General features: G+C 37.7%; 19 protein-coding genes. 2 read left to right on the forward strand and 17 right to left on the reverse strand.

The annotated features are described in order from the left end of the window. Positions 1–62 precede the first annotated feature (62 nt). Positions 63–5,648 (reverse strand): alpha-2-macroglobulin family protein, encoded by a 5,586-nt coding sequence (locus tag A3GM_RS0109085; protein ID WP_018363057.1) that lies wholly within the window; start codon positions 5,646–5,648, stop codon positions 63–65. A gap of 515 nt (positions 5,649–6,163) precedes the next feature. Here A3GM_RS0109085 and A3GM_RS0109090 point away from each other — a divergent pair. After that, positions 6,164–7,273: a 4Fe-4S binding protein gene (locus A3GM_RS0109090; RefSeq protein WP_018363058.1), complete on the forward strand. Its 1,110-nt coding sequence runs from the start codon at positions 6,164–6,166 to the stop codon at positions 7,271–7,273. A gap of 14 nt (positions 7,274–7,287) precedes the next feature. On the opposite strand, the gene folK is transcribed toward A3GM_RS0109090, so the two are convergent. The 6 genes from folK to A3GM_RS0109120 all read right to left on the reverse strand — a co-directional run bounded on the left by folK (position 7,288) and on the right by A3GM_RS0109120 (position 12,052). Beyond that, positions 7,288–7,758: a 2-amino-4-hydroxy-6-hydroxymethyldihydropteridine diphosphokinase gene (folK, locus tag A3GM_RS0109095; RefSeq protein WP_018363059.1), complete on the reverse strand. Its 471-nt coding sequence runs from the start codon at positions 7,756–7,758 to the stop codon at positions 7,288–7,290. Next, positions 7,758–8,924 (reverse strand): tRNA preQ1(34) S-adenosylmethionine ribosyltransferase-isomerase QueA, encoded by a 1,167-nt coding sequence (gene queA, locus A3GM_RS0109100; RefSeq protein ID WP_018363060.1) that lies wholly within the window; start codon positions 8,922–8,924, stop codon positions 7,758–7,760. The genes folK and queA overlap by 1 nt, the downstream gene beginning before the upstream one ends. A 164-nt stretch (positions 8,925–9,088) precedes the next feature. Next, positions 9,089–9,796, reverse strand: coding sequence for a tRNA pseudouridine(55) synthase TruB (gene truB / locus A3GM_RS0109105; RefSeq protein WP_018363061.1), 708 nt, complete (start codon positions 9,794–9,796; stop codon positions 9,089–9,091). After that, a complete protein-coding gene (locus A3GM_RS0109110; protein WP_018363062.1) occupies positions 9,797–10,663 on the reverse strand; it encodes an undecaprenyl-diphosphate phosphatase in 867 nt (288 codons plus the stop codon). It abuts the gene before it with no gap. Between the two features lie 137 nt (positions 10,664–10,800). After that, positions 10,801–11,034, reverse strand: coding sequence for a DUF3098 domain-containing protein (locus A3GM_RS0109115; RefSeq protein ID WP_018363063.1), 234 nt, complete (start codon positions 11,032–11,034; stop codon positions 10,801–10,803). 139 nt (positions 11,035–11,173) lie between these two features. Beyond that, a complete protein-coding gene (locus tag A3GM_RS0109120) occupies positions 11,174–12,052 on the reverse strand; it encodes a cell division protein FtsX (protein WP_018363064.1) in 879 nt (292 codons plus the stop codon). 187 nt (positions 12,053–12,239) lie between these two features. Between A3GM_RS0109120 and A3GM_RS0109125 the strand changes: the two genes are divergently transcribed. Beyond that, the gene (locus A3GM_RS0109125) at positions 12,240–12,704 is read left to right on the forward strand and encodes a hypothetical protein (protein WP_018363065.1); all 465 of its coding nucleotides are present in this window, start codon (positions 12,240–12,242) and stop codon (positions 12,702–12,704) included. 578 nt (positions 12,705–13,282) lie between these two features. Here the strand turns inward: A3GM_RS0109125 and lpxA are convergent. From lpxA to A3GM_RS0109180, 10 genes are all read right to left on the reverse strand, one after another. After that, on the reverse strand, positions 13,283–14,065 hold the full coding sequence (gene lpxA / locus A3GM_RS0109135; protein ID WP_018363067.1) for an acyl-ACP--UDP-N-acetylglucosamine O-acyltransferase: 783 nt from the start codon (positions 14,063–14,065) through the stop codon (positions 13,283–13,285). A gap of 30 nt (positions 14,066–14,095) precedes the next feature. Continuing rightward, positions 14,096–15,484 carry an efflux transporter outer membrane subunit gene (locus A3GM_RS0109140; protein WP_025830148.1) on the reverse strand — a complete coding sequence of 463 codons (1,389 nt, stop codon included), beginning with the start codon at positions 15,482–15,484 and terminating at the stop codon, positions 14,096–14,098. 13 nt (positions 15,485–15,497) lie between these two features. Then, positions 15,498–18,722 (reverse strand): efflux RND transporter permease subunit, encoded by a 3,225-nt coding sequence (locus A3GM_RS0109145; protein ID WP_018363069.1) that lies wholly within the window; start codon positions 18,720–18,722, stop codon positions 15,498–15,500. 149 nt (positions 18,723–18,871) lie between these two features. Then, complete coding sequence (locus A3GM_RS0109150; RefSeq protein ID WP_018363070.1) at positions 18,872–20,068, reverse strand: efflux RND transporter periplasmic adaptor subunit; 1,197 nt, start codon at positions 20,066–20,068, stop codon at positions 18,872–18,874. Between the two features lie 473 nt (positions 20,069–20,541). Next, positions 20,542–21,294, reverse strand: a complete 753-nt coding sequence (locus A3GM_RS0109155; RefSeq protein WP_018363071.1) for an exodeoxyribonuclease III — start codon at positions 21,292–21,294, stop codon at positions 20,542–20,544. Positions 21,295–21,513: 219 nt separating this feature from the next. Further along, complete coding sequence (folE, locus tag A3GM_RS0109160) at positions 21,514–22,095, reverse strand: GTP cyclohydrolase I FolE (protein ID WP_018363072.1); 582 nt, start codon at positions 22,093–22,095, stop codon at positions 21,514–21,516. Between the two features lie 5 nt (positions 22,096–22,100). After that, on the reverse strand, positions 22,101–22,802 hold the full coding sequence (locus tag A3GM_RS0109165) for an SPOR domain-containing protein (protein ID WP_018363073.1): 702 nt from the start codon (positions 22,800–22,802) through the stop codon (positions 22,101–22,103). A 94-nt stretch (positions 22,803–22,896) separates the two neighbouring features. After that, positions 22,897–24,969 (reverse strand): BT_3928 family protein, encoded by a 2,073-nt coding sequence (locus A3GM_RS11190; RefSeq protein WP_026216174.1) that lies wholly within the window; start codon positions 24,967–24,969, stop codon positions 22,897–22,899. Then, positions 24,962–25,504, reverse strand: coding sequence for a DUF1599 domain-containing protein (locus tag A3GM_RS0109175; protein ID WP_018363075.1), 543 nt, complete (start codon positions 25,502–25,504; stop codon positions 24,962–24,964). Before A3GM_RS0109175 ends, A3GM_RS11190 begins: the two co-directional genes overlap by 8 nt. 62 nt (positions 25,505–25,566) lie before the next feature. After that, positions 25,567–25,986 (reverse strand): hypothetical protein, encoded by a 420-nt coding sequence (locus tag A3GM_RS0109180; RefSeq protein WP_018363076.1) that lies wholly within the window; start codon positions 25,984–25,986, stop codon positions 25,567–25,569. Positions 25,987–26,010: the final 24 nt, after the last annotated feature.

Below are 26,010 nucleotides of genomic sequence, written 5' to 3' on the forward strand. Positions count from 1 at the left end.
TTTTATTATTTTCTATGTTTATAAATATCGTTTTATCTTACCTACTAAAAGGTCTTTTCAAGTTAGTTGGCTACCACCTTAAACACCTTTGCGGCATCTCTTGCAATAAATTCAGGTGCATATAAACATTGAACAACACATGTTCCGCTTTGGAAAGTACCTTCTTTATCAACGTAATATGTTGCAGTTAACTCGTGAGTTCCTTTTCTTAAGCGATCGAAGAAATAATGAGTTGCATTGTCTTTCATCGAACAATAAGCTCCTTGTTGATAACCACTTAGCTGCAAAGTAGGCTCTAAACAAGCTGCACGTTTATCACTTACTTCTACAAAGTTATAATCTTTATCGGCATTAATGGTTATCTTTATCGTTATTTTATCACCTTTTTTGAAAGAAACATTGTTTGCTTCTTTGCCATTAAAGAATATATCTCGGCGGATAGATAAGTCCGAAGTTGCAGCAGATACGTCTGTTATTTTCTGCTCAAACTGCGCATAAACGGCTCCCCAAGAAGTGGTATTATCGTTCTTTTCGATTGTTACCACAGGTGGATTGTTCACCAATTGAGATACTTTTACATATCCTAAGCCTGCAGAAGCTTTTGCTGTTTCAACCTTGTTATTATTGATTTTGATAACAGGAGCTTGTGTTAAGTTATCTAACTGCATTTTACCAACAAGCACATACGCCACATCCACTGCGTTTAAAGCACTTTGTTTGCGCAAACTTCTATAAGTTTGAACCAGCCATTGTTGCATTTGAGCAATGGTCTGCTCATCTTCTTGCGCCATTGTTTGAAGCAATTCGATAGCTGCAACCTGTGTAGGAACACGTCCATCGAGCCAAGAATAAGGTGCTTTATAAGTATTAAAGAAGCGTCCTTTCTCTTCATTATACACCGAATACTCTTTTATACTATTAAGAAGTTCCTTCGCTTTGGTTAGATATTGAGCATTGTTAGCACGTCTTTTATAAAGCGCATAAGCCACCTTTGCCTTGCCATATATTGTTAGTTCCTTGCTTCGAGGCAATATTTTGGTAAACAAATAATCATCACTTACAACCTTAGACGATTGTTTTTGACTATCACCCAATGCATGAACATATAGATAATGCGCTATTGTTTCATGCAAATAGTAGGTATTATACTTACCAACAACACTATTTTCAAGCTCTTCAAGCTCTTTAAGTCTATTTGTTAAGTCTCTTTCGATATATCTTAAACCCTTATCAAATACTATTTTGAGGTCATTATCGATAAGATTACGCTGATTTAAGCGTCCTAATAGTTCAGAAACAACCATTGTTACATATCCATTTGACCTCATATCGGGATACCAAGCGAATCCTCCTTGAAACGTTTGAAGGTCTTTTAGCGCATCAGTTTGCTTTTTTAAGCGATAGTCTATCTGTGATTCATCAAAGTAATTGATGAGCTGTTGTCTTTGCATTGTTTCCTTATCCGCCTCTAATACCCATGGAGTTTCGGCAAGAACAAGGCTCTTTAGCTCTGCATTTTGTTCAAGAGCACTGGTTAAAGGCGATTCTTTTGTTGGATTATTGCGCCATATTTCCAACACATTTTTAATGTTTGGAGAAGCATTTAGAATAGCTCTTGCGGTGATATTAGCATACAATGCCGCAACAATATCAATAGCATTTTTATCTTTGGGCTCTGCTATTGAAGGCAAAGAAAGTATAGATAACCATGCAGGATTTTGTGTATATTCAATCGTTAGTTGCTTCTTTTGAGCGTCAGATGCAAACAATGAGGCAGTATTGATCGTCTTTGTCTGTGGCTTAGTCAATGTAAATGTGGTGCTATTAGTTACCCATTCAGAATCAGAAAGAACGGGAACGTAGTGTTGTTCACCATCACTAAAGCCCTTACCCGATGCTACACAGCGGATAATTACTAACGAAGGCCATTTCGAAGTGTCGAAATTAAAGTCTAAACCTTGTGCTGATTGGGCTCCAAGAGCATATTTCTTATTTTGCGAATAGAGCACCTTTTGAGTCTCAGGGTCTATCACTTCGAGTGTAGCCACACCCTTAATAGCCTTCAAAGACAAGTTCGATAGTTGCGAACTAAGCACACCCTTGTCTCCAATTCGCAAGAAACGAGGCATATTAGGCTGCATCATTACGGTCTTTTGAGCCACTGCTTCGTCGGTCAAGAAACCATAATTCATATCTTTATCGTGTGCAAAAGCCATGAACTTCCATGTTGTTACGCTTTCAGGAAGAGTGAAAGTGAAACTTGCTTCGCCTTCTTCATTAGTCTGAATGTTAGGATAGAAGAAGGCTGTTTCAGCAAAATTGCGACGTGTTTCAAGTGCATTATTCATCGCATTTGCCTCCTTGTTGTTACCAACCTTATTGTTATTGGCATCTGAAGTGGCATTATCTTCTTCCGAAGCACTATTTTTATTCACCTGAATTCCTGCAACAGAGCCTTCTAATACAACAGCCATCATCTCTGGTCTAGCCATATCTTTAGCACTCATAACACGTGTTGCACCTGGCATTATTTCCTTTGTTTCTTCGTAATAAAGTTTATAGCGACCTCTAATCTTTACGTTGCTATAACCTGAAACAGCAACTTCTCTATCTACATTAAATGTAGTAAAGACTAAATCAGGTGCACTTAAAGGTTTTAAAGGCTGCTCTCCATATAACGTACTACTATTATAAGTTGTTCCAAACCAAGACATAAAAGGAAGCGTATAGCCCAATCCTGGATTGAAATAGAATTGATGTCCTACGATTTGATCAAGCGATTTATCGTACATACTTGCAAGAATTTGAGCTCTTGCAATCTTCTTTTTATCTTTCGAAACAGTTAAAGTCCATTCTTCTTTCTGCCCAGGTGTAAGTCTATTTCTAAACGTTTTCCATGCAACATCTAACTTTTTATCAGGCAATGGACGCACTATTGAAGCCGAATGAGTGTAACATACATCGTTTTTAACCCACGCATAAGTAATAAGAATACCATTTTTATATTCTGGTTTATAGTTTACAACATGAGTAAATACCTCATTTTTAATATCAAAAGCACCCTGTTCCATAACACTATCGTTTGTTGCTATGGTATAAACAATGTGTTGTTGTGGTGCAGATGTACCTATTTGAATTCGTGCTTGCTGATGATCTGCATCGAAAATGAAATCTCTTTGGTTGAACCAATCTAAGGTATCAACAGGCACTTTGGTAGCATTTACATCATAAACCAAGAACGATTCTCTGATAGTATCATTGCCACAGATAGCCACAAGTTGCTGTCTTCCTGTTGAAAGAGCCGATAAAGAGAAAGCAATAGCCTTGTTTACGGCACATGTTTGCCATGCTTTTCCAGCTCCAAGTTGCACTTTTGCCACGCCATCAATAGCCTTTCCTGCATTATTTTGATAGTTTAAAGTGAGCAAAAGAGAATCTTTTTTCTCTATTTTCTCTGGAACTGTGGTATAAAATACCGTTGGATGCTCGCTCAAAGGAACAGAAAAAGATCCTTCTTGCGTTTCTCCTGCCAAGCTAGTAACCTGAGTTTCGATGTCGAATGAATAATAACGAGATTCTTTTTCACGCTTCTTTAAAGGTAAAAGGAGGTGCACAGGAATAGTGAACTCACCATTTTCGTTCGTTTGTATGGTATCTTTTGCCACCACAGAGGTTTGTGCTGACCACATAGTAGACCAGCCAAAGAAACGTGGACGACGTTTGATTGTGTAGCGAACTTGTGCTTTTTGCAGAGCAACGCCTGCAAAACTCATTGCTTTTCCATGCACTTTTATGGTATCACCTTCTACATATTTCTGTGTAATCTCATCAAAATGAAGTGTAAAAGTAGGACGTTTATATTCACTCACTTGTACACTTTGGTAGCCCTCATTTGCCTTAATGAAGAATGTTCCGTTTAAAGTTACAGTAGGAATAGTAAAGGTTGTAGAGGCATCTCCATATTCATTTGTCACCAATTGCTTTTCTTCAATCTTCTTTCCACTTGTGTTCCAAAGTGAAATGGTAATTTTCTCTTTGGGTAATACTTCTATATTTTCATCCTTTATGTTGAGATATGCCAACACAGAAACATTCAAAGTTTGCCCTGGTCGATACACACTTCGATCGGTAAAGATAGCATATTCAGCCTTTGTTCTACCTTTATTGCCTATCGTTGTATTGCCAGAAGAACCAAATACTGTGCAAGATTTATCTGTAGGAGTGGTGATATAGTATGTATATACACCGTCTTTATTATCTTGAATAATCACTTCCCCTTTGTTGTCGCAAGTATATTCTTTAATAATATCCGCATTCTCGTTATACTTTTGAATTCTAACTCTAACATTTGCTCCTGATATTGGCTCGCCACTTGTAGCATTTAGCACCACAAGACGTCTTCTAAATCTATCCAACTCTTGTTGAAGTAGATAAATATCGCTTACATATAACAAAGCTCTTTCAGTTGAAACTCCTTTTACTTCGGTAGAATATTCCACCAAATACACACCTGGTTCTAATCCAGAAACACTGAAAGTGTCTCGAATAACCTTGTAGTCAGGTAGTCCTATATATCTCTTTGTTTCGCTATAACATGGTGTTTTTTCAGTAAGAGCCTTTATTTTAGCATATTCTTTATCTACTGTTGGATCCAATTCATTATCTCCTTTCAAACTCGTGCGCCATACTTTCATAGTGAGAGAAGGAATGTTGCAAAGCGATAGAACAGGAAATGTGAGCGGAGTGTTAGCTCGAAGCACCTCTTTTCCTATCGAAACTTGGAACGAAGGTAATGTCAATTCTTTACGATAGTTGCGCAAAGTATTCATATTTCGCCAGCCTCCCCAACGAGAAAGAGCATAATCAATATACTGAATTTTATCTTCTACCTCTACATCTTCAAGGTTTTGGATATATTGATAGCGTGTTATTGCCAACTCACCAGCCTCTAAAAGGTCTTTATATTCGTTTATGAGCGAGTCGATTCGTTGCAAATGCTTCGACTTTTTTGAATTAACTTCTTTACTATTAGGAGTATTTTCAAGCAATAAAGCTGCGCTAATGCAAGCTGCAGGACGATTATTATGAGTTGAATAGTATTTGTGTAAGAGGCTAAAATTGCGGGTATCGATTGCAACAGCATGCAACAAGTCGTTATTAAAGATACCACTATCAATGCCTTTACTTGCCAATGGCTGATAATCGTCTGCCGAGTTCTTTGCCAAAAGTTCGGGATTTGCCACAGCAAGACGTTGATATTTCAAAACAGAGTCGTTGCGATGGTCACCTAACTTGTAATAATTTCGATAGAACTTTGATAACACAACGCAATAAACAGCATGCAAAGCAGGATTTGATTTCTCTACCTTTTGCATTTGAGCGGTTAGGTTTTTGATATCTCCAACAATCGAATCTGGATCTATTTCATATCTAACTCTTACTCTATCTACCTCGGCTTTAAGCAGTTGTCCATATTTTTTCTCAGCTGTTGCCTTAGTTATAATCTCATTAAGTAGACGTATTTGGGTTCTTGGTTGATCTCTATACTCGGCAGTTTGCACCTTTTTCCAAAGCGAAGTGTAGGTTTGTGCGCCACAAAAAACAGGCACCAAAAGCATCAAACTCAATAAATGTAATATCTTTTTCATATTCTCTACTGTTTTAAAACCTAAATATTTTAGAGCAGAATGTTGCTTTTTGCGATACTCTCAATATTCCCTTTACAACGGATTTAGGCATCGTTTATAATTGGATATAGCTCATTTTTAATCTCATTTTATATGGGTTGTTCATTAAGTCACTCTCTTTTTAGACAGTCTTCTACCCCACCTTATGCAAAGATAATTATTAATTTGCAGTTTTTAGGCTTGATAATCTTATTTAACGCAGTGAAAGAATACATTTTAATGCGATTTTGATTAAAAAATAAAAGCAATGCTTTTACATCGTAAAGTCAATGCTTTTAGAAGGCAATATCAATGCTTTTGCAATGCAATATGAATGCTTTTAGCCACCAACTATAAAGAGAGGCTATTGCAAGAGCTTCAAAAAAGGAAATAAGTGCTTAAGTTTTCTCGTTTTTTTATCGTACCTTTGTCGCCCATTCTATATTTTGATTTATAGAATTAACAGCGAACGAGATTACAAACTGGAAGTAAAAAGAATGAAAAAAGATAATATACAACGATTATTAGCTCTCTTAACATGCTGCTTAGTGATGATGGTTGTGGCCGTAAATCGTGACGGAACGGTGCTAGGACACAAGATAAAAAAAGACACCGACACGGTTGCTGTGACTAAAAAGGTGATGATTGACCGAACAACGGAAGACGGAACACGAATTATTAACACAACTACTTTGGGAAAAGGCATCACTGGTTATGCTGGAGAAGTGCCCTTAGAGGTGTATATTAAAGACAATAAGATTACTAAAATTGTTGCACTTCCTAACAAAGAGACTCCCGACTTCTTCGAAGAAGCATCGGCTTTGTTTACTAAGTGGCAAGAGCTTGAAACCGAAAAAGCTGTAACTGCAAAGGTAGATGCCGTTAGTGGAGCTACATTTTCATCGAAAGCCATTATCGCTAATGTGCGTGCTGCAGCTCAATATGCAGTTCAAACAAAGCAAGAGCAACCTAATAACAACACTTTTGAATGGACTTGGCAATATATTGCGGGCCTAATTGTGGTACTTATGGGAGCCATTATTCCACTATTCTACAAGAACAAGTGGATGAGAAGAATTCAGTTTGTATTGAATATTGTAGTTCTTGGCTTATGGTGCGGTACGTTTATATCTTATTCTTTAATAGTTAGTTTCTTGTCGCATGGCACCAATTGGGCAATAAGTGCAGTGCCTTTAATTATGCTTATCACAGCTTTCATCTACCCTTTGTTCGGCAAAAAGAACTATTATTGTAACAATATATGTCCTTATGGCTCCATTCAAGAGCTTGCAAGCAGTGCAACTAAAAAGAAATGGAAGATGTCTAAGGAGACAACTAAACGCTTAGAGCTATTCAGAGAGATTCTTTGGACGATACTAATGATGCTGATGTTGGTTGGAACTGCATTCCAATGGATGGACTATGAGGTATTTTCGGCCTTCTTAATCACCACTGCTTCGTGGGTAGTTCTTGCCATTGCGATTGTTTTTCTACTTCTCTCTTTCTTTGTTCCACGCCCCTATTGTAGGTTTGTTTGCCCCACTGGAACATTGTTTAAGATTGCTCAAAGCGGAAAAGTATTTAAAATTCCAAGTAAAAAGAAATAAAAAAAGAAGCTCAACTACTGAGCTTCTTTTTTGTTATAAGGTATCTCTTGTCCTATAATTCGTTCTAAAGTGCTTTTTGAAAGTATATCACATAAAGGCTGATAAACAAATGGTCGCTTGGCAATATGAGGATGTGGAATGACCAATTGCGAATGATTGAGATGCAAATCGTCGTAAAGCAAGATGTCGATATCTATCACTCTGTCTTCATATTCACCATTCTTTGTTTTATGTGTTCTACCTAATTGTTTTTCAATGGTCTGTGTTTTCTGAAGCACTTCTAATGGGGTTAAAGTAGTTTGGCATGCAACTGCCCCATTAATGAAGAGGTTTTCTGAGCTAAAACCCCATGGTTCGGTTTCGTAAAGAGCAGACTGGAGCACTATATCTCCAACCTGCTCTGCTATAAGTTCAATGGCTTTCTCTATCATTTCGTGTCTTGCACCAATGTTAGAGCCAAGCCCTAAATATACAATATGTGGCATTAATCGTTAAGAATCAATAGCGAATCGCCGAAACATCCAAACATATAACCATGCTTAACGGCAAGATCATAAGCCTCCATCACTAACTCATAACCTCCAAAAGCAGCGGTTTCCATAAGTAATGTAGAATAAGGATGATAGAAATTGGTTACCATTGTATTCGAAAGTCCAAAGTCGTAAGGAGGGAATATGAATTTGTTGGTCCAGCCATCGAATTCCTTTAACATTCCATCTGTGCCCACTGCGGTCTCTGTTGCCTTAACAACACTGGTACCAACAGCACACACTTTCTTTCTATTACGTTTGGTGTCGTTTACGATCTTGCATGCTTCTGCATTGATAACCATCTGCTCTGAGTCCATTTTATGCTTGGTTAGGTCTTCTACTTCGATGTCATTAAAGCTGCCTAAACCGCAATGTAGGGTGATAAAAGCATTATTTATGCCTTTGATCTCCATTCTCTTTAATAGCTCTCTACTAAAGTGTAAGCCCGTAGCAGGGGCAGTAACAGCTCCCTCATTCTTAGCAAATATACATTGGAAGTTCTCTAAGTCTTCTTTTGTTGCATGGGTTTCTTCACGATTATCGATGATATATCGTGGTAAAGGAGACTCGCCTAAAGCATATAATTCCTTTTTAAATTCTTCGTGAGGGCAATCGTATAAGAAGCGTAAAGTTCTACCTCTACTTGTTGTATTGTCGATAACTTCTGCAACCATAGAGCCACTTTCGTCGAAGAATAGCTTGTTTCCGATTCTTATTTTACGTGCAGGCTCAACCAAAACGTCCCATAAACGCATCTCTTGATTAAGCTCTCTTAGAAGGAATACCTCTATCTTTGCATCTGTTTTCTCTTTTGTTCCGTATAAACGAGCAGGGAAAACCTTTGTGTCATTGAATATAAATGTATCGCCTTCGTCAAAATATTCAACTATATTTCTAAACTCAATATACTTGCCTTCGATAGGATTTCCATTCTCATCTTTTTGAAATAAGTCGATCGTTCCTGATTTCTTATGCAACACCATCAATCGACTTTCATCTTGACGAGTAATTCTAAAGGTTTCTTTTTTACCATCTTTATCAGTGTATTCTCTTTCAAAATAATGAGGATACAATGCCACCTGTTCAGCAGGTAACTTGAATTTAAATTGAGATAGCTTCATATTTAATATAGTATCTTTTTGTTTTTATGTATCAATTATTTATTTATCGCAAGACAATGGTTTTCAGATGATCATCAAAACACAGCCTATTCTAAAGTGAAATAAGTTGCTCTTGTCCTGTCATTATCTTTGTTTTGCCTAATATGAATAGGCTTTTTATGGTGTTATTCGATATCTTCTATCGTTTGTTGGTTCAACCATTCGCCAAAAGAATCATAGTTAATGCAATTCTCTACGGCTACATCTCCAACCTTTGTTCTGCGCAATTCTGTGAGATAAGCACCACTATTGAGGGCTCTTCCAAGGTCTCTTGCAAGCGAACGGATATAGGTTCCTTTTCCACATACAACTCTAATAGTGAGCAGTTTGGTTTCTTCATCAAAGCGAAGAACCTCTATTTCGTCTATTCTTATTTGCTTTGCAGACAGCTCAACATGCTCTCCTGCACGCTTTAAGTCGTATGCTCGTGCTCCATTTACTTTGCAAGCACTATACGAAGGGGGTACTTGTTGAATGTCACCAATAAACATTGGCAATACAGCATCGATGCTTTCACGATGAATATGCTCTGTTTCAAAGGTCTCATTAACTGGGTGTTCCATGTCATAACTGGGTGTTGTTGCCCCTAATTGCATTGTTGCTACATACTCTTTTGTATGCCCTTGCAATTGTTCTATTAGCTTTGTTGCCTTCCCTGTGCATAGAGTTAAGACCCCAGTTGCTAACGGATCGAGTGTTCCTGCGTGTCCAACTTTAAGTCGTTTAACCCCTAATTTGCGTGAAAGAAGGTATCTTATATGTGCTAATGCGCCAAAACTTGTGATTCCATAGGGTTTATCTATGTGTATAATCTCGCCTGCTTTAAAATTCATTTAGTCTACCATTGATAAATTATAACCAAGCATTAACCACACAAGAATAAACAATCCTACGACAATACGATAGTAACCAAATGCTTTAAAACCGTATTTTGCAAGGAAGTTAACAAACCATTTCATGGCAAGAAGCGCCACAACAAAGGCTACTACGCATCCTATTAGCAACATTTTGATATTATCTCCTGTTGCCCAAGATACCGAATTAGGATCTTTAAAAAGCACTTCATAAACGTCTAAGACCGTTGCTCCAGCCATAGTTGGTATGGCTAAGAAGAACGAAAACTCTGCTGCTGCACGACGAGTAAGACGCTGTGACATTCCACCAACAATGGTTGCCATTGATCGAGACACACCTGGTATCATCGCAAGACATTGGAAACAGCCGATAAAAAAAGCTCTTTTATTGGTTAATGGGGTTTCTTCACTACTCTTCTTTTCGAACAATTTGTCGCAAAAGAGCATAAAGACACCACCTACAACAAGCATAATTGCAACCACTTCTACATGCTCTAAGAATCTATCTATTATGCCACTCTTCTTTCCAAGCAATCCTATTACGGCTGCAGGAATGAAAGCTACGAGCAATTTTACATAGAAATCGAACTTATGTAGTAATCTTTTAAAAAGTGAAAGATTAGGATCTACGGGCGTATTGTTCAACTTAAAGAAACGTTGGAAATACAAACAAAGTACTGAAAGGATTGCACCAAACTGAATAATGATGGTGAATGCCTTTACAAATGGTGTGCTCTCTATTCCCAAAAGGTTTTGAGCTATAATCATATGGCCTGTAGATGAGATTGGAAGAAACTCGGTTAATCCTTCTACTATCGCCAATATTAGGGTTTCTAAGAGTGTCATTAATGTTGTATTAAAAATGATTTGAAAGCATAACCAATGCTATTTTCGCTATGCTTTTGATGTGATTTTACGAACAATAGTTATTGTGCGGAAATATAACTAAATACCTTCGCACGGATAATTATTTTACACTTCTATTATTCTTTTGTGCTGTTTGGCTTCTTCATTATACCGAATATAATTGAAACGAAGCCGATAACACACACAATAGGTGCCACTTTTATGCGGGTTGCACTAAATATTTCAGGATTAAAAGTGGTTTCGGTTGAAGAAGAACCACTCATTAATATAAATCCTAAGATAATCACTAAGACGCCAACTGCTAGTAAAATGAAATTAATTTTACCGAAAGCAAAGTTTTCTCTATTCATATAATCGATCGAAATTATATTGTTTCTGTTTTATTTGGGCAATGCCTTTGGGGCGCATCTCGCCACAAACTGCTTTAAATAAGCGATGGAGTTGTTTTTAAAAAGATATCTATCAAAAAGAGAACTAAGTGCGAATGACTTAGATTTTGTATAGTTCTCCTGCTGACATTCTCAAGAATTTATTCACAGATATGTTTGAACATACAAGTGTAATGAGCACTCCTAACAACACAACTGCACCCGCTGTAATAGCCCATACGTCCCATGTCATGATGCGGAAAACACCTGGTTCATAGTTATATAGAGCCCATGCACCACCGCAAAGCACAAGGTTTGCAAGTAAAGCAGCAAGCAATCCCACGCCAATAGCACGTTTTAAGAATGGTCGTTTGATAAATCCCCACGACGCACCAACAAGCTTCATGGTGTGAATAGAGAAGCGTTGAGCATATACACCCAATCGAACAGTGTTGTTAATAAGCGAGAATGACACGAAGATTAACAAGGTTGCCAATATCAATAACACGATATTTATTTTGCGAAGATTCTTGTTTACGCTATCCATCAAGTTCTTTTGATAGGTAATCTCGCCCACTCTTGCCATCTTTTTCAAGTCTGCTTTAATCCAAATAAGCGAATCACTATTGGCATAATCTGCCTTTGGACGCACTTCTATTGATGAAAGAAAGGGGTTATGGCCTACAAACTCTACTGGATTTGAGCCCAAAGCCTTTGATTGTTCTCTTAGAGTTTGCTCCTTACTGATGTAATCTAAGTGTGCAATATATGGTTTCTTAGCAATAGAACGACACAATTGCAAGGCTTCTGAGTTTGTTGTTTCGGCATCAAGCATCATCGTAACTACCATATTTTCTTTGAAATAGTTAGACAAGTTGCGTGATGTTAGTACTGAAAATACTACCATTCCTAACAAAATAAGCACCAAAGCAGTACTTATACACAATGTAAAACCCTGAAATCCTGAACGATTACGGGTTTTCTTACGTTTCTTTCCCATCTTATCTTTAAGGTGATATTATAGCTATAATTACTGCAAAGTAACGAAAAAAATACCTAAATAACAACTGATTAACGACAATTAACGACACAAAAGCTATCAATTTGATTACCTTTGTGACGGTTTTGAGGTGCTAATAAGGCCCTTATTCATTAGAATTATCATTAAACATATAAATAAAATAACTATGAAAAAAGTAAGAAAACTATTGACTGGCATTGCAATGGCTATCGTTGCAGTTGCTTTTGCATCATGTAATTCAATTAGTCAAGCCGACACTTACAATGGAAGAGTTGATTACATGGAAGGTCTAAATTATTTCTTCAACACCAATGCACCTAAGAAAGTGCCCGAGAAAATTACTTCTCAACGTATGTTCGACAAATATTTTAGCCCTGCAACTACTATGGGTAAAGGTGGAGAAGCTACAGAAATCAACTTCAAAACTCACTTCGTTATACCAGTGGTATTGCCTGAAACCAATAGAGACACTAAGATTTTGCTTCAAAACATGTATGCAAAAACTCCAGACTTAACTCTTAACTATGGAGTAAAGGTAGGCGCAGTGCGCAGCTTTACCATTCAACCAAGTAGAGTTGTTATCGTAAACAAACGCTTTAAGAACTACAAAGTGCACAAGGCTCGCAAATAATTTGCAACATATTAGCTAAAAAAATAAAAAGATTAAAAAGACGAGTGTCTTGCTTATTTCTTCACGAAAAGGCAAGACACTTTTATTTTATCTCGCTCTTTTCCCTCTCCTTTTCTATCTCTATTCTTTTGCTTCTTCTTCCCTTTCTCTATCCCTTTATTTATCGACCTTTCTGAGTTTATTTTATAAAAGCTATGACTTTGCATTGCAATAACAATGCTTTTACCTTGCAATATGAATGCTTTTAAGATGCAAAAGCATTGAGTTAGAAAGACAATAAGTAAATGAATGGGAACGAAACCTCGTGGAGATGCTTCCCCAAAGAGCTATTCATTTTCTGAAAATCACCTCTTTTATTGAAGAAAAAGAGAAAAAGAAAAGGCCGACTATTCTCTTTTTACAGAGAAGAAGTCAACCCATATCATCTAAAATCTAAAAAGGGAGCAGTGCAGTGGCACACGAAACAAAAAGCAAAAAGTTGTTGAAGCAGGTGAAAATCAAGAATAAAAACACCCGAACCCCTTTCTAACACTACACTGCTCAATACTTATACACAAATGGTTTACCCAACAAGTGTATTATAACTTGGTCATCAATCCATTCTTTGTACCGCCTAAGAATTCGATTATTTTATCGATTTCTTCTCCTGGAGGCACCTGTTGTTTGATCTGATAAATACCATCTTCCACACTTGTTTGCCCATGGAAGAGCAAACGATAGGCGTTGGCTATGTGCTTTTGCGCCTTTTCTGTAATGCCAAGAGCATCTAATATCACGTTATTCAAGCCGTTATAGCCCACTGGAGTGCCGCCTGCCACAACAAATGGCGGTACATCTTTGCGGAAATTTGTACCTGGTTTGATGAAAGCAGCATTACCTACACGAGCCTTTGCGTTGACAATTACATTGGCAGAGAACACTACATTCGAACCAATCTCACAATCGCCTGCTATCTTTGTGCCATAACCTAGAACGCACTTGTCGGCAATCTTGGTGTCGTGCGACACGTGAGCACCTTCTAAAAGGAAGTTCTCATTGCCTATAACTGTTTGTCCTCCAGCATTGGTTGCACGGTTAATAACCACATTTTCACGAATATTATTGTTGTTTCCAATAATTGTTTCTGTTGCAGCTCCTTCGAAATCGAAATCCTGAGGAGTTGCTCCAATCACTGTATTCTGATATATTGTGTTTCCATTTCCCATGCGGGTTCCATTCATAATACTTACAAATGGATAGATAACACAATCATCTCCTATCACAACATCACCCTCTATATAAGCAAAAGGATATATTTTACAGTTGTTTCCTATCTTTGCTCTTGGGTCTATTTCTGCCCTATTACTAATTTCACTTGCCATAATTCTTTCTTTTAAGTTATGAAATAGAGTTTATTTTGCGCCTCCACCAAGAGCTTGATAAAGACTAACTATAGACTGCATCTTTGTAAAATCTTCTGTAACCTTTGAGAGTTCTGCATTCAACAAGGTTTGTTGTGCTGTGATAACTTCAAGGTATGAGCTATTACTTTGTTGCAATAAGAGTTTTGTATCTTCTACATTCTTTGTTAAAGTAGCAATTCGTTTGGTTTCAAGTTCAGACTTTGCTGCTGCCGAATTGTACTTAACAAGAGCGTTACTTACTTCATTTCCTGCGTTTAATACTTTATTTTGCCATGTATTAAGAGCTTGTTCGTATTTCACTTGAGCCACTTTTAGGCCTGCAATGAGCTGTCCTTTAGCGAAAATAGGTTGCACTAAAGAGCCTACAGCCGATAAAAGCCATTTGCCAGGGTTAACGATTCCCATACCACTACTATTGGTAAAGGTCCCCGATCCTGTGATACTTATACTTGGATAGAAACGACTTCTTGCTGTTTGAACATTGTAGAAGCATTGCGCAAGGTCCATTTCTGCAGCGTGAACGTCGGCACGATTGTTGAGCATACTTATGGCAATACCTGTTGAAAGATTCGTAGGAAGTGATTGATTATCAATTTTTCCACGTTGAATGGTTTGTGCTGTTTGCCCCAAAAGCAATGAAAGTGCATTCTCAGTTTCACGTATTTGGCGTATGATATCGGTCTTTTGTGTTTGAACCGAATAGTAGTTTGCCTCTGCACTCTGCACACCTGTTGAACGGACTCTACCTAAGTCTTTTTGAATAACCATCAAGTCGAGTGTTTCTTTGGTAAGTTTCTCCATGTTATTCACGATATCTAGCTGTTTATCGAGCATCAATAAGGTATAATACATATTGGCAATACCGCTAATTACATTGGTTTTCACTACTACTTGATAGTCTTTTGTAGCAAGAAGAGCCATTTGTGCACTTCTTTTTTGACTTAAAAGCTTTCCAAATAAATCAACGTCCCAACTTGCACTAATAGGCAATTGATAGGTCTTTGTTGCCTTGTTGCCGTCCCAAGAAGCGATGGTTCCTTGTGGAGTGAATGTAAATGAAGGCAAGAAAGATAGTTTTGCCGCCATAAGTTGTGCTTCTACTGCTTTTACATTCAATGCAGCATTGAGCAAGTCGGTATTGTGTTGCAATCCCATCTCAATGAGTGTCTGAAGCTGTGGGTCTGTAAATACACTACGCCAAGGCATATTTCCGAAGTTGGTTGTATCAGTAATAGCAAGCGTGTCGGTATTACTCACAACATCACGAACAAGACCTTTAGTGTTAACTTCTGGTCTTTCATACTTTCCATAAAGGCTTTTGCAGCTAGTAAAAGCTACTACTGCAAATGCCATTATTATGATATTTAGATGTTTCATCTTCATTTCTGTTTTACTTTTTATTTCCATAACGACGCTTAGCGTATTTCTTTAAGTCGTAAGAAACTTCGCTATTCACTTCGTCTTCGAACTTAATTGGGCTCAACTTTTCTTGCAATGATTGGAAAATATAGAACAATCCAGGTACAACAATCACCTGACATAGTGTTCCAATAAGCATACCTCCAACTGCAGCAGCACCCAAAGTCATGTTACCATTATATCCAACTCCATTAGGAATAATCAATGGAAGCAAACCAATAATCATCGCTAACGAGGTCATTAGGATAGGACGTAGACGGGCACCAGCACCTAATATGGCCGACCAAGATATCGCCATACCTGTTCTTCGACGCTCTAATGCGAACTCAACGATAAGGATTGCGTTCTTAGCCAATAGTCCAATCAACATAATTAGCGCAATTTGCATGTAGATATCGTTATTGTTCTTGAAGAGAAGTGTGAACAAGAAAGCTCCTGCAAGACCGAAAGGTATAGACAAGATCACCGATAATGGCAATAAATAGCTTTCGTATTGAGCACTAAGAATCAAATAAACGAATAACAAACACAAACCGAAAATCATGAATGTTGAGTTACTTGACTCTTGTTCTGCACGTGTTAAACCTGAATAGTCAAATGAATAACCTTGTGGAAGACTTGTCTTTGCCACTTCATTCAACGCTTTTAGTGCTTCACCTGATGAATAACCATCTGACACTTGCGCATTAACATTGATCGCAGTGTATAGGTTAAAACGCTCAACTGATTGAGGACCGAATGTCTGTTTCAAGTTAACAAACTCGTTAATAGGCGACATTCCCTTATTGGTTCTTACGTAAATGCTATTCAAGCTCTTTACATCTGCACGGAAGTTAGGTGCTGCCTGAATGTAAACACGATACAACTTACCATACGCATTGAAGTTAGATGCGTACATTCCACTAAAGTATCCCTGCATTGTTGTTAAGATATCTTTTGGTGAAATACCGCTTTGTTTACAGCGAGCGACGTCTACATCAAGCATATATTGTGGATACTTGGTATCGAAAGTGGTCATCGCATTGGTAATTTCAGGACGCTTATTCAACTCAGCTATAAAGTTTTTGGTTACGTTAAAGAACTTATCTATATCGCCACCAGTACGGTCTTGCACTGAGAAAGTTAAACCACCGGTCATCGAATAACCCTGAACCATAGGTGGAGGGAATGCAAGTATCTGTGCACCTTTAATGGCTGCGGTCTGCTTATAGATCATTCCTAGCACCATCATGCTACCTTCATTGTGCACACCAATGTACTTTAAGAGGGTTTCATCTTTACTTCTCTCTTCAAAACTCTTTAGTTTCACGAAGATAGTAGCGTTATTTGAGCCTGCACCTCCAAGCAAACCATATCCTGTTAAGATTGTTCTTTGTGCAATAGCAGGGTTAGTTGCCAACATTGCATCAACCTGTTTAACAATCTTCTTGGTCTCTTCTAGACCTGTTCCTGGAGGAGTTTGTATGTTAATAAATAAGTTACCTGTATCTTCATTGGGCACCAAACTGCTCTTTGTGTTCATTGCAGTGACACCAAAAACAACGATACCTATAACCAAAGAGATAACTGCAAGAGCTGGTTTCTTAACAAATACGGTTACAATCTTTTTATATCTATCAAGAACTTTATCATATGATGCATTGAAAGAAGCATGGAATCGCTCCATTCTAGTCATCTTTCTCTCTGTACCATCTTCGTTATGAGGTTTCAATAACACTGCACAAAGAGCAGGAGAAAGCGTTAAAGCGTTCACAGCTGATATGACAATAGATATCGCCATGGTTACACCGAACTCACGATAGAATGTTCCTGAGGTACCACCCATAAACGAAACGGGCACGAATACCGATGCCATTACGAGCGTAATTGATATAATCGCACCTGAAATTTCATTCATTGCATCGACAGTTGCACTCTTTGTAGACTTATATCCTAAGTCTAATTTAGCGTGAACTGCCTCAACTACGACTATGGCGTCGTCTACTACGATCGCAATAGCAAGCACTAACGCAGAAAGAGTTAGCAAGTTAAGAGTGAATCCGAATACATTTAAGAAGAAGAATGTACCAATCAGCGACACAGGTACAGCAACAAGCGGTACAAGTGTTGAGCGGAAATCTTGCAAGAAGATGTAAACCACGATAAACACGAGTATAAATGCCTCGATAAGTGTCTGTACCAAGTGGTGAATTGATGCGTCCAAGAACTCTGTAACGTCTGATATGATACGGAATTCCATACCTGGCGGCATGATTTTTTGCTGTTCTTCAAGAACCTTCTTCACATCATTTGCAATCTGAGTAGCATTCGAACCCGCACTTTGTGTAATCATCATAACCACAGAAGGATCACCATTTGAACTCATTTCCATACCATATGAAAGCCCACCCATTTCAACTTTAGCAACGTCTTTCACACGAAGTGTCTGCCCACTCTCATCAGTTGAGATAATCATATCAGCAAACTCTTCTGGCTTTTGCAATCTTCCTTTGTATCGAATGGTGTACTCATACATATTATTTGTTTGTTCTCCAAGTGAACCAGGAGCCGCTTCGATGTTCTGTTGCGCCAAAATGCCCACCAAGTCTGATGGAATTAGATTGTGTTGCTTCATCTTTGCGGGATCAAGCCACATTCTTATGGTATAAGTTTTCGAACCAAAGCTTTGACAGTTACCCACACCTTTCACACGCTTGATAGCGGGAACGACGTTAATATCTGCATAGTTAGTTAAGAATTGCTCGTCATATTTAGTCTTATCTCCTGCTAATGACAAGATAAGCACCTGAGAGTTCTGTCGTTTTGCAACCTGCACACCCGACTGAGTTACTTCTGCTGGCAACAAAGCACTGGCTTGTGTAACACGGTTTTGCACGTTAACCTGAGCCATATCGGCATCACTTCCTTCTTTAAAGTAAACGGTAATGGCAGCACCACCATCGTTTGTAGCAGAAGAAGTCATATAAGTCATGTTCTCAACACCATTGATAGACTCTTCAAGTGGTGTGATAACCGAATTCAATACCGTTTGAGCATTCGCTCCAGGATATGCAGCTTGCACCATAACTGTTGGTGGAGCAATGTTTGGATACTGCTCTGTTGGAAGAGCAATAAGACCAATTACTCCCAGAATAACTATGATAATTGAAATCACAGTCGACAGCACTGGGCGATGAATAAATGTATCTAATCTCATTGTTTATTTCTTTTTAAAAGAGAATTTGCATAATATCATTTCACCTTATTATATATATAGGCTTTAAAACTGCCTACACTTCAAAACTGAAGTCGAAGTAATTGGGTGAAAAGAGTTATCCTTGTAAAATTTCTTATTCTCTTTATTGATTATTTACCAAAGGCCTCTTTAAGCTTACTTAAATCGTTTTGAGAAGAACCGAGCTCTGCTGTTTTCTTTAGCTTTGCTTCATATTCAGCTTCAGTTAATCCCTTAATCTCTGCTCCATCAGTAAGAGCTGTGATGCCTTTAAGCACAATTCGGTCTCCAACTTTCAAACCACTTGTAACAACATAGGTTTGTCCATCGTTGTCTGGACTAATCTTTATTTCTGTATATTTTACCTTATTGTTTTTGCCTAAGATATAAACAAAGTAGCGATCTTGCACCTGTGCCACTGCATCTTGTGGAACAACGATAGCGTTTGATGTAACTTTTGGAACAACGATAGAACCACTTCCGCCACTACGAAGAATGTGATCGGGATTTGAGAAGTGTGCAACCATAGATACAGAACCAGTTGAACTATCGATAACACCGCTCATTTTGGTTACTTTTCCAGGTTGAGAATAAATTGTTCCGTCTGCTAATTTCAATTTAACAGTAGGATAAGTTGAAAGCGATTCTTTAACGCCTCCTGCGTTTCTTGCCATGTCTAACACATCTTTTTCTGTCATAGAGAAGAACACTTCCATGGTGTTATTGTCTGAAACAGTAGTTAATGGCTGTGGGCTTGTTGGTCCAACGAGTGCTCCAACCTTAAAAGGTAGACTTCCGACTAAACCACTTGTAGGACTTTTTACAAAGCAATAGCTCAATGTTTCTTTTGCAGATGCAAGAGAAGCTTGTGCTTGTGCCAACGCAGCTTTTGCGTTTTCGTAAGTATTTTGAGCTGTTTGTAATTCGTATTGACCTATTACATTACTATTAAATAGCTTTTGACTGTTATCGTAAGTCAACTTAGCAGTGTTCAATTGAGCTGTTGCTGAGCTTACAGCTGCTTTGGCTTGACGAACTGCTGCTTGGTAAGTTTCGCTGTCAATAACGAACAAAAGCTGACCAGTTGTTACTCTCTGACCTTCTTTTACCAACAGTTTCGTAATAAAACCAGAAACCTTTGGACGTATTTCTACATCTTGAACACCACGAATAGTGGCTGGATATAGAGTTTCACTTGAAGACCCTTGCGACTCAATTGTGCGTACAGGATATTCATTATCATTAAAACCTGCGCCTTGTTTTCCGCCTCCACACGAGGTTAAAAACAAAGATACAGCAGCAATTAAGAATAATACTTTTTGTTTCATAACGTGTTATTATAATTATATATTTATTTTTTCGGTGCCTAACAATTTATTACCCTGTTGTAAAACTTTTTGCATTATTTGCGTCTCCGAATTACAAATATACGCCTTTTACATTATATTAAAACGAATAAGAAATATATTTATGACTTATTAACGCACAATTATTTTCAAGGTGACTTGAATCAACTTTGAAGTGATAAAGAACAAGAAAATAAAAGCTATCGAATTAGCTTGCAATAGCATTGACATTGCAGTGTAAAAGCATTGAGATTAGAGAATAAAAGCATTGCTTTTATGATAAAAAAGAAGATGAAAGCGTATCTATAAAATACAAGCTATACTTATTATTGTATGAAAGAATAGCAGAAAGACTAAGTATAGGGAAAAAAGAAAGAGCAAGAATGCTATTGAAAAGAATTCTTGCTCCAGTGTTCAAGGCACCAAATTAATGTCAATGATTGTATTTATTAGTCTTAAAAAGTAAGGTCTAATTCAACAGGACAGTGATCACTTCCAAAGATATCTGTATGTATCTTTGCGTCATTGAGATGATCTTTTAATCGTTCTGAAATAAGGAAATAATCAATACGCCAGCCTGTATTCTTCTCTCTTGCTTTGAATCTATACGACCACCAGCTATAAGTTACTTGCTCGGGGTATAGATATCTAAATGTATCAATAAAACCATTAGCAAGTAAATTGGTCATCTTTTCACGCTCTTCATCGGTGAATCCCGCATTACGTCTATTGGTTTTAGGGTTCTTCAAGTCTATTTCTTGGTGAGCAACATTCATATCTCCACACACCACAACAGGTTTATTAGCATCGAGTTTGGCTAAGAATGCCTGAAAATCTCTCTCCCACTCCATTCTATAATCAAGACGTTTCAACTCGTCTTGTGAGTTGGGTGTATAAACAGTTACTAAATAAAACTGCTCAAATTCAAGAGTAACGACACGTCCTTCGTGGTCGTGTTGATCGATACCTATACCATATTGCACACTTAATGGGGTGTGTTTGGTGTATATTGCAGTACCTGAATAGCCTTTTTTATCGGCATAATTCCAGTAAGACTCATACCCTTCGAACTGCAAATCGAGTTGTCCTGCCTGCATCTTTGTTTCTTGCAAGCAGAAAAAGTCTGCATCGAGGGTTTTAAAAATATCTTCAAATCCTTTTGTTACGCTGGCTCTTAAGCCATTTACATTCCATGAAATAAATTTCATTTTACTTGTTCTTTATGGGGTAAATATATGGAGTTTCTGTTTTATTCGTTGTTTTCTATCTTAAAACGACATCAAAATGTGTTTGTTTACACCTTATTATATTATAGAAAGAGAATAACAATCTGTTTTGAAAGTGAAAAGATTGGTTTGCAATAAAATCTACTTCGAGAAAAACTGCTTTGTTCTTTTCTAACAATAAGGATGTTTTGCTTTGCAATATCAATGTTTTTGAATCATTGCAATAAATTCTTTGCGTCGTTCTATATCATCGAATACACCACAATAATCAATTGTTGTGATGGCTGCATGCTGTTTTTCTTCGCCTCGCATCTGCATACACATGTGCTCAGCCTCTACAAAAACAATCACACCTTGGGGCTGAAGAGCATTTTCGATGCACTCTTTTATTTCACGAGTGAAACGCTCTTGCACTTGAAGTCGATGACTAAAAATATCCACTACACGTGCTATCTTGCTTAATCCTGTTACGAGTTGGTTGGGAATATATGCCACATGCACCTTTCCATAGAATGGAAGTAGGTGATGTTCGCACATTGAAAAAAAACGAATGTCTTTAACAATCACCATTCGTTGATATTCTTCTTTGAAAGAAGAGTTGATGAGTTCTGCCGAAGGGTCTTCATTATAACCACTTGTTAACTCGCACATTGCCTGGGCAACACGTTGTGGCGTGCGCTCAAGTCCAGGTCTATTGCAATCTTCTCCTATTAATTCAAGAATATGCTTATAATGCTCTTCGAGAGCAACAATTGGCAGTTTAGATTCCTTTTCGTTTTTCATCTCTATTAATTTTGAACCGTAATCTTACCTCTAACCAATGATGCTTGCTTAAATCCCATTGCTTTTACGTCTTTAAGCATGCGCACTGCATCATCATAAGAACGATAGTTTCCGATACGACAAATCCATCTTGGCGAATAAAAATGTACGTAAACAGGTTCTGTTGGGAAGCTTCTTTTAAGCTTTGCACCTATCTCTTCGGCTGTTTGACGGTCTTTTCTAGAATTTCCTCCTGCGTAAACTTGCACACGATAACCATCTACTTTATAACTACCAACCATCACTTTCTTTCGAGTATCGACAACTGGTATTTCTAATTCTTTATCGTCTTGAGGGGTTTCTACTTTCTTCTTATCTTGTTCGTGTTTTGTAGAATCTTTCTTTGAATCGCCTTCTTGCTTTGGAGCAGGTGTGCCATTTGTGGCTGGTTGCTTTGTTGGTGCAGTAGAAGGAGTAGTTGGTTGTGTTTTTTCGGTAGTCTTATTATCCTGTGGAGTGGTGCCTTTTTCCTTTTGAGGAGCAGGCGCAACGGGTGTAACAGAGCCTGTTTTAGCCCCATTCACCAATTCAGAAATCTCTTTACTTTGGTTTATTACAACTGTTCCCTGGTTTTGTTTGCGTTGTTGTATGTGCTCGGTGTAGTTCTGTGCACATACCATTGCAACCCCAGTTAACACCATTATGAACAATGCAACTAAACGTTTCATAATCCTAATACCTTATTTATATATTTAAATTGGATAAAAGAAAATATTGAGATGGTTGACACTTACATGCCAACTATCCCAATATTCAATTTATTTATTTCTTCCAACCGTCGATAACGCCTAAGAAATCAGCAGCTTTTAGTGATGCACCACCAATCAAACCACCATCGATATCAACCTTAGAGAATAGCTCTGCAGCGTTCTTTGCATTACAGCTACCACCGTAAAGGATGCTAGTTTCTTGTGCAACTGCGTCTCCGTACTTCTCAGCAACTACTGAACGGATGTATGCATGTATTTCTTCTGCTTGGTCAGAAGTAGCAGTTTTACCTGTACCAATAGCCCAAATTGGTTCATAAGCAATGATTACGTTCTTGAATTCTTCTGCTGTTAGATTGAACACAGAACCTTCTAGCTCAGCTTTAACAACTTCGTTTTGCTTGTTAGCTTCTCTTTCTTCAAGTGATTCACCAATACAGAAGATCACTTTAAGATTGTTCTTAAGAGCTAAAAGAACTTTTTCTTTCAATATTTCTGGTGTTTCTCCGTAATATTGACGACGCTCTGAGTGACCAAGGATAACGTATTGAGCACCTGTACTCTTTACCATTTCTGCAGAAACTTCACCTGTGTAAGCTCCTTTTTCTTTGTCTGCGCAGTTCTCTGCACCAAGTCCTATAACCTCAGAGTTAAGAGTTTGTGCAGCCATTGCTAAGTGAATGAATGGTGTACAGATAACAACATCACAGTTAGGTTTGTTTACTGTTAGTGTGTCATTTAGTTCTTTAGCTAACGCTAAGCCTTCTTGCAGGTTCATATTCATCTTCCAATTACCTGCTACAATTTTCTTTCTCATATTTATTTTCTTTTTAAAGAGTTTGTTATATAATTTATTTGACTTTTCTTTTTCTTTGACCCAACGACTCCAAGCCCATATTCTATCAGCAATAGAGAGTAGGATTAAGGGTAACAAATACCACAAAAAGATTTTTGATATCTTTGTCATTGTACTTGCAACGTGTGGCTTTGAGATGGCAAGCTCATCTAAGTTGCCTTTTAATTCCTCATCTCTTGGAAAATCATTGTGACTCCATTTGTTCACCACTTTTCCGTCTTTTAAGAGCAATAAACCTGGATTGCTTCGAATAATCGTCTTTAATGTGGTTCCATCTGTATGACAGAAAGTATATTCCGCACCTGTAAGTTCAATCCAAGAGTTGATTCCATTGTCACCACTTGCAGTTAAACAATAAAAAGGATAGCCTTTATCTAGGGCGTATTCGTATAGTCTATCGATCTCACCAAAATTGGTATCGTCTGCCTTTTCCAACCAAGGTGCAATTAATAAGAAGGTATATCCTTTATTATTTAGAATCGAGTCGGTGATGTCTTTACCTCTCTTTGTAGAGATAGAGAAATCTTTTATTGGTGGAACATAGCCCTCTTTAACGAGCTTTGTCTTTGAATCTACAAACGTCCAAGAGCTGTCTGGATAATCATTTAACGTAAATTCTTTCTGCACATCATCTTTCTTTAATATAAAGGTAGTCTCGTATTGAGGTGTTTCCGCATCGCTTGGAATCTCCATTCCCTTCTTAATATCCGCTCCAATGTGATATGGTCGGAAATCAAATATAGGTAGTTTGTATAAGCTATAAACACTTGTTACCAGAATAAAGATAATGGTATAATTGATAAGAAGCCATTGATTGCTCTTTGAAATGAATCGAATCATTCGCAAAGGACGATAACATAAGAGCGCAGAACAGCCCAACAAGATGATATTCTTTAGTAAGGTTTGTCCGTTTGTCAATTTAATTGCATCGCCAAAGCAACCGCAATCACGAATAGGATTAAAGAAATAAACCGCAAAAGTGATAACTGTCATTATCGACATAATCACCAATAACCACTTAGAAGTAGACCTTCTGCGAACAGCAAACAATGCGAATATACCTAAAGAGAATTCTATTGCCGCAATAAGAACAGCAATAACCAGAACCAACCAACTTGGTATAAAAGAGTGTAAAGATACACTTTCGAGATATTCTTGCAGTTTATATTGTGTCCCAAGTGGGTCTACAGCCTTTACATATCCCGAAAAAATGAATGTAATCGCTAATAACAAGCGACACAAGTTCACTATGATATTTTTAATACTACTCACAGAGTTTGATAATGCCGAACACTGAATAGTTTACAATGTCCATATAGTTGGAATCAATTCCTTCAGAAACAAGAGTTTTACCATCAAGGTTTTCAATTTCCTTTATGCGCTGAATCTTGGTCAAAATCAAATCAGTATAACTACTAACACGCATCTCTCGCCATGCTTCATCATAGTCGTGATTCTTCTTTATCATCAATTGTAGGACAGTGTTTGCATACTTGTCGTACAATTCAAGGGCAGTTTCAGCAGTTATATCGATTGTATCTGAAAAGCCATGAACAAGCTGTATCAAACCAATCAAACCATAATTCACCATTGCTATGAATTCTGGTAGGATACCTTCGTTCACCCATGACTCTCCTTTTATTTCCAAAGAGCGAACTCGTTTGGCTTTAATAAAGAGCTGATCTGTAAGAGATGAGGGACGAAGAATGCGCCACGATGGTCCATAATCGTGTAACTTTGAAGCAAAAACATTACGACATGTCAATAATGCTGCCTGAAATTGTTCTTCTGTATTTCCTTTTTCCATAACGTAAGTGCAAATTTACGCATTTCAAATGAAATGGCAAAATAAAAAGGAAAATGACCTTTTTACTCTTTACAAATCTCTTGTTTCATTCTAATTTTTATCATTCTCACAACACTACACATTGCATCATAGCGAGCTCTTAATGAATCTCTGGTTAAACCTAAGCGATTCTTTTGCAACAATGTCTCGGCACTTGCAATGCGGTTGGGAATGTTTTGCAATGCAGAATCAGTTTTCACAATTTCTTGTTCGGCTTGTTTAAGCGATGCTTTTTGCCAAATTACAAGAGCTTTTTTACGTTCTTCTATCGCAGAAGGATACTTCACACGTAGCGCAGAGATAGAGTCCAATGCTCGTTTATAGTCACCTTCATTATAATAGGTGTCTATATCCTCAAGCATTTGAGCCGCTTTATTGCATTGACTTTGATTACATGCCACTGCAATAAAAAGAACTAGCATTATGAAAACATATTTCTTCATGCCACAAAAATACGAAAAATATCC

The sequence above is a fragment of the Hoylesella nanceiensis DSM 19126 = JCM 15639 genome (genome assembly GCF_000379965.1).
In the GTDB taxonomy this organism is placed as follows: Bacteria; Bacteroidota; Bacteroidia; order Bacteroidales; family Bacteroidaceae; genus Prevotella; species Prevotella nanceiensis.

Bases quoted from the DNA above. Each gene is read 5' to 3' on its own strand.
- A3GM_RS0109155 (WP_018363071.1), bottom strand. From the start codon at position 21,294: ATGAAATTTATTTCATGGAATGTAAATGGCTTAAGAGCCAGCGTAACA.
- A3GM_RS0109150 (WP_018363070.1), bottom strand. From the start codon at position 20,068: ATGAAACAAAAAGTATTATTCTTAATTGCTGCTGTATCTTTGTTTTTA.
- A3GM_RS0109125 (WP_018363065.1), top strand. From the start codon at position 12,240: ATGAAAAAAGTAAGAAAACTATTGACTGGCATTGCAATGGCTATCGTT.
- A3GM_RS0109115 (WP_018363063.1), bottom strand. From the start codon at position 11,034: ATGAATAGAGAAAACTTTGCTTTCGGTAAAATTAATTTCATTTTACTA.
- truB (WP_018363061.1), bottom strand. From the start codon at position 9,796: ATGAATTTTAAAGCAGGCGAGATTATACACATAGATAAACCCTATGGA.
- A3GM_RS0109090 (WP_018363058.1), top strand. From the start codon at position 6,164: ATGAAAAAAGATAATATACAACGATTATTAGCTCTCTTAACATGCTGC.
- A3GM_RS0109145 (WP_018363069.1), bottom strand. From the start codon at position 18,722: ATGAGATTAGATACATTTATTCATCGCCCAGTGCTGTCGACTGTGATT.
- queA (WP_018363060.1), bottom strand. From the start codon at position 8,924: ATGAAGCTATCTCAATTTAAATTCAAGTTACCTGCTGAACAGGTGGCA.
- A3GM_RS0109085 (WP_018363057.1), bottom strand. From the start codon at position 5,648: ATGAAAAAGATATTACATTTATTGAGTTTGATGCTTTTGGTGCCTGTT.
- folE (WP_018363072.1), bottom strand. From the start codon at position 22,095: ATGAAAAACGAAAAGGAATCTAAACTGCCAATTGTTGCTCTCGAAGAG.
- lpxA (WP_018363067.1), bottom strand. From the start codon at position 14,065: ATGGCAAGTGAAATTAGTAATAGGGCAGAAATAGACCCAAGAGCAAAG.
- A3GM_RS0109175 (WP_018363075.1), bottom strand. From the start codon at position 25,504: ATGGAAAAAGGAAATACAGAAGAACAATTTCAGGCAGCATTATTGACA.
- A3GM_RS0109165 (WP_018363073.1), bottom strand. From the start codon at position 22,802: ATGAAACGTTTAGTTGCATTGTTCATAATGGTGTTAACTGGGGTTGCA.
- folK (WP_018363059.1), bottom strand. From the start codon at position 7,758: ATGCCACATATTGTATATTTAGGGCTTGGCTCTAACATTGGTGCAAGA.
- A3GM_RS0109110 (WP_018363062.1), bottom strand. From the start codon at position 10,663: ATGACACTCTTAGAAACCCTAATATTGGCGATAGTAGAAGGATTAACC.
- A3GM_RS0109140 (WP_025830148.1), bottom strand. From the start codon at position 15,484: ATGAAACATCTAAATATCATAATAATGGCATTTGCAGTAGTAGCTTTT.
- A3GM_RS0109120 (WP_018363064.1), bottom strand. From the start codon at position 12,052: ATGGGAAAGAAACGTAAGAAAACCCGTAATCGTTCAGGATTTCAGGGT.
- A3GM_RS0109180 (WP_018363076.1), bottom strand. From the start codon at position 25,986: ATGAAGAAATATGTTTTCATAATGCTAGTTCTTTTTATTGCAGTGGCA.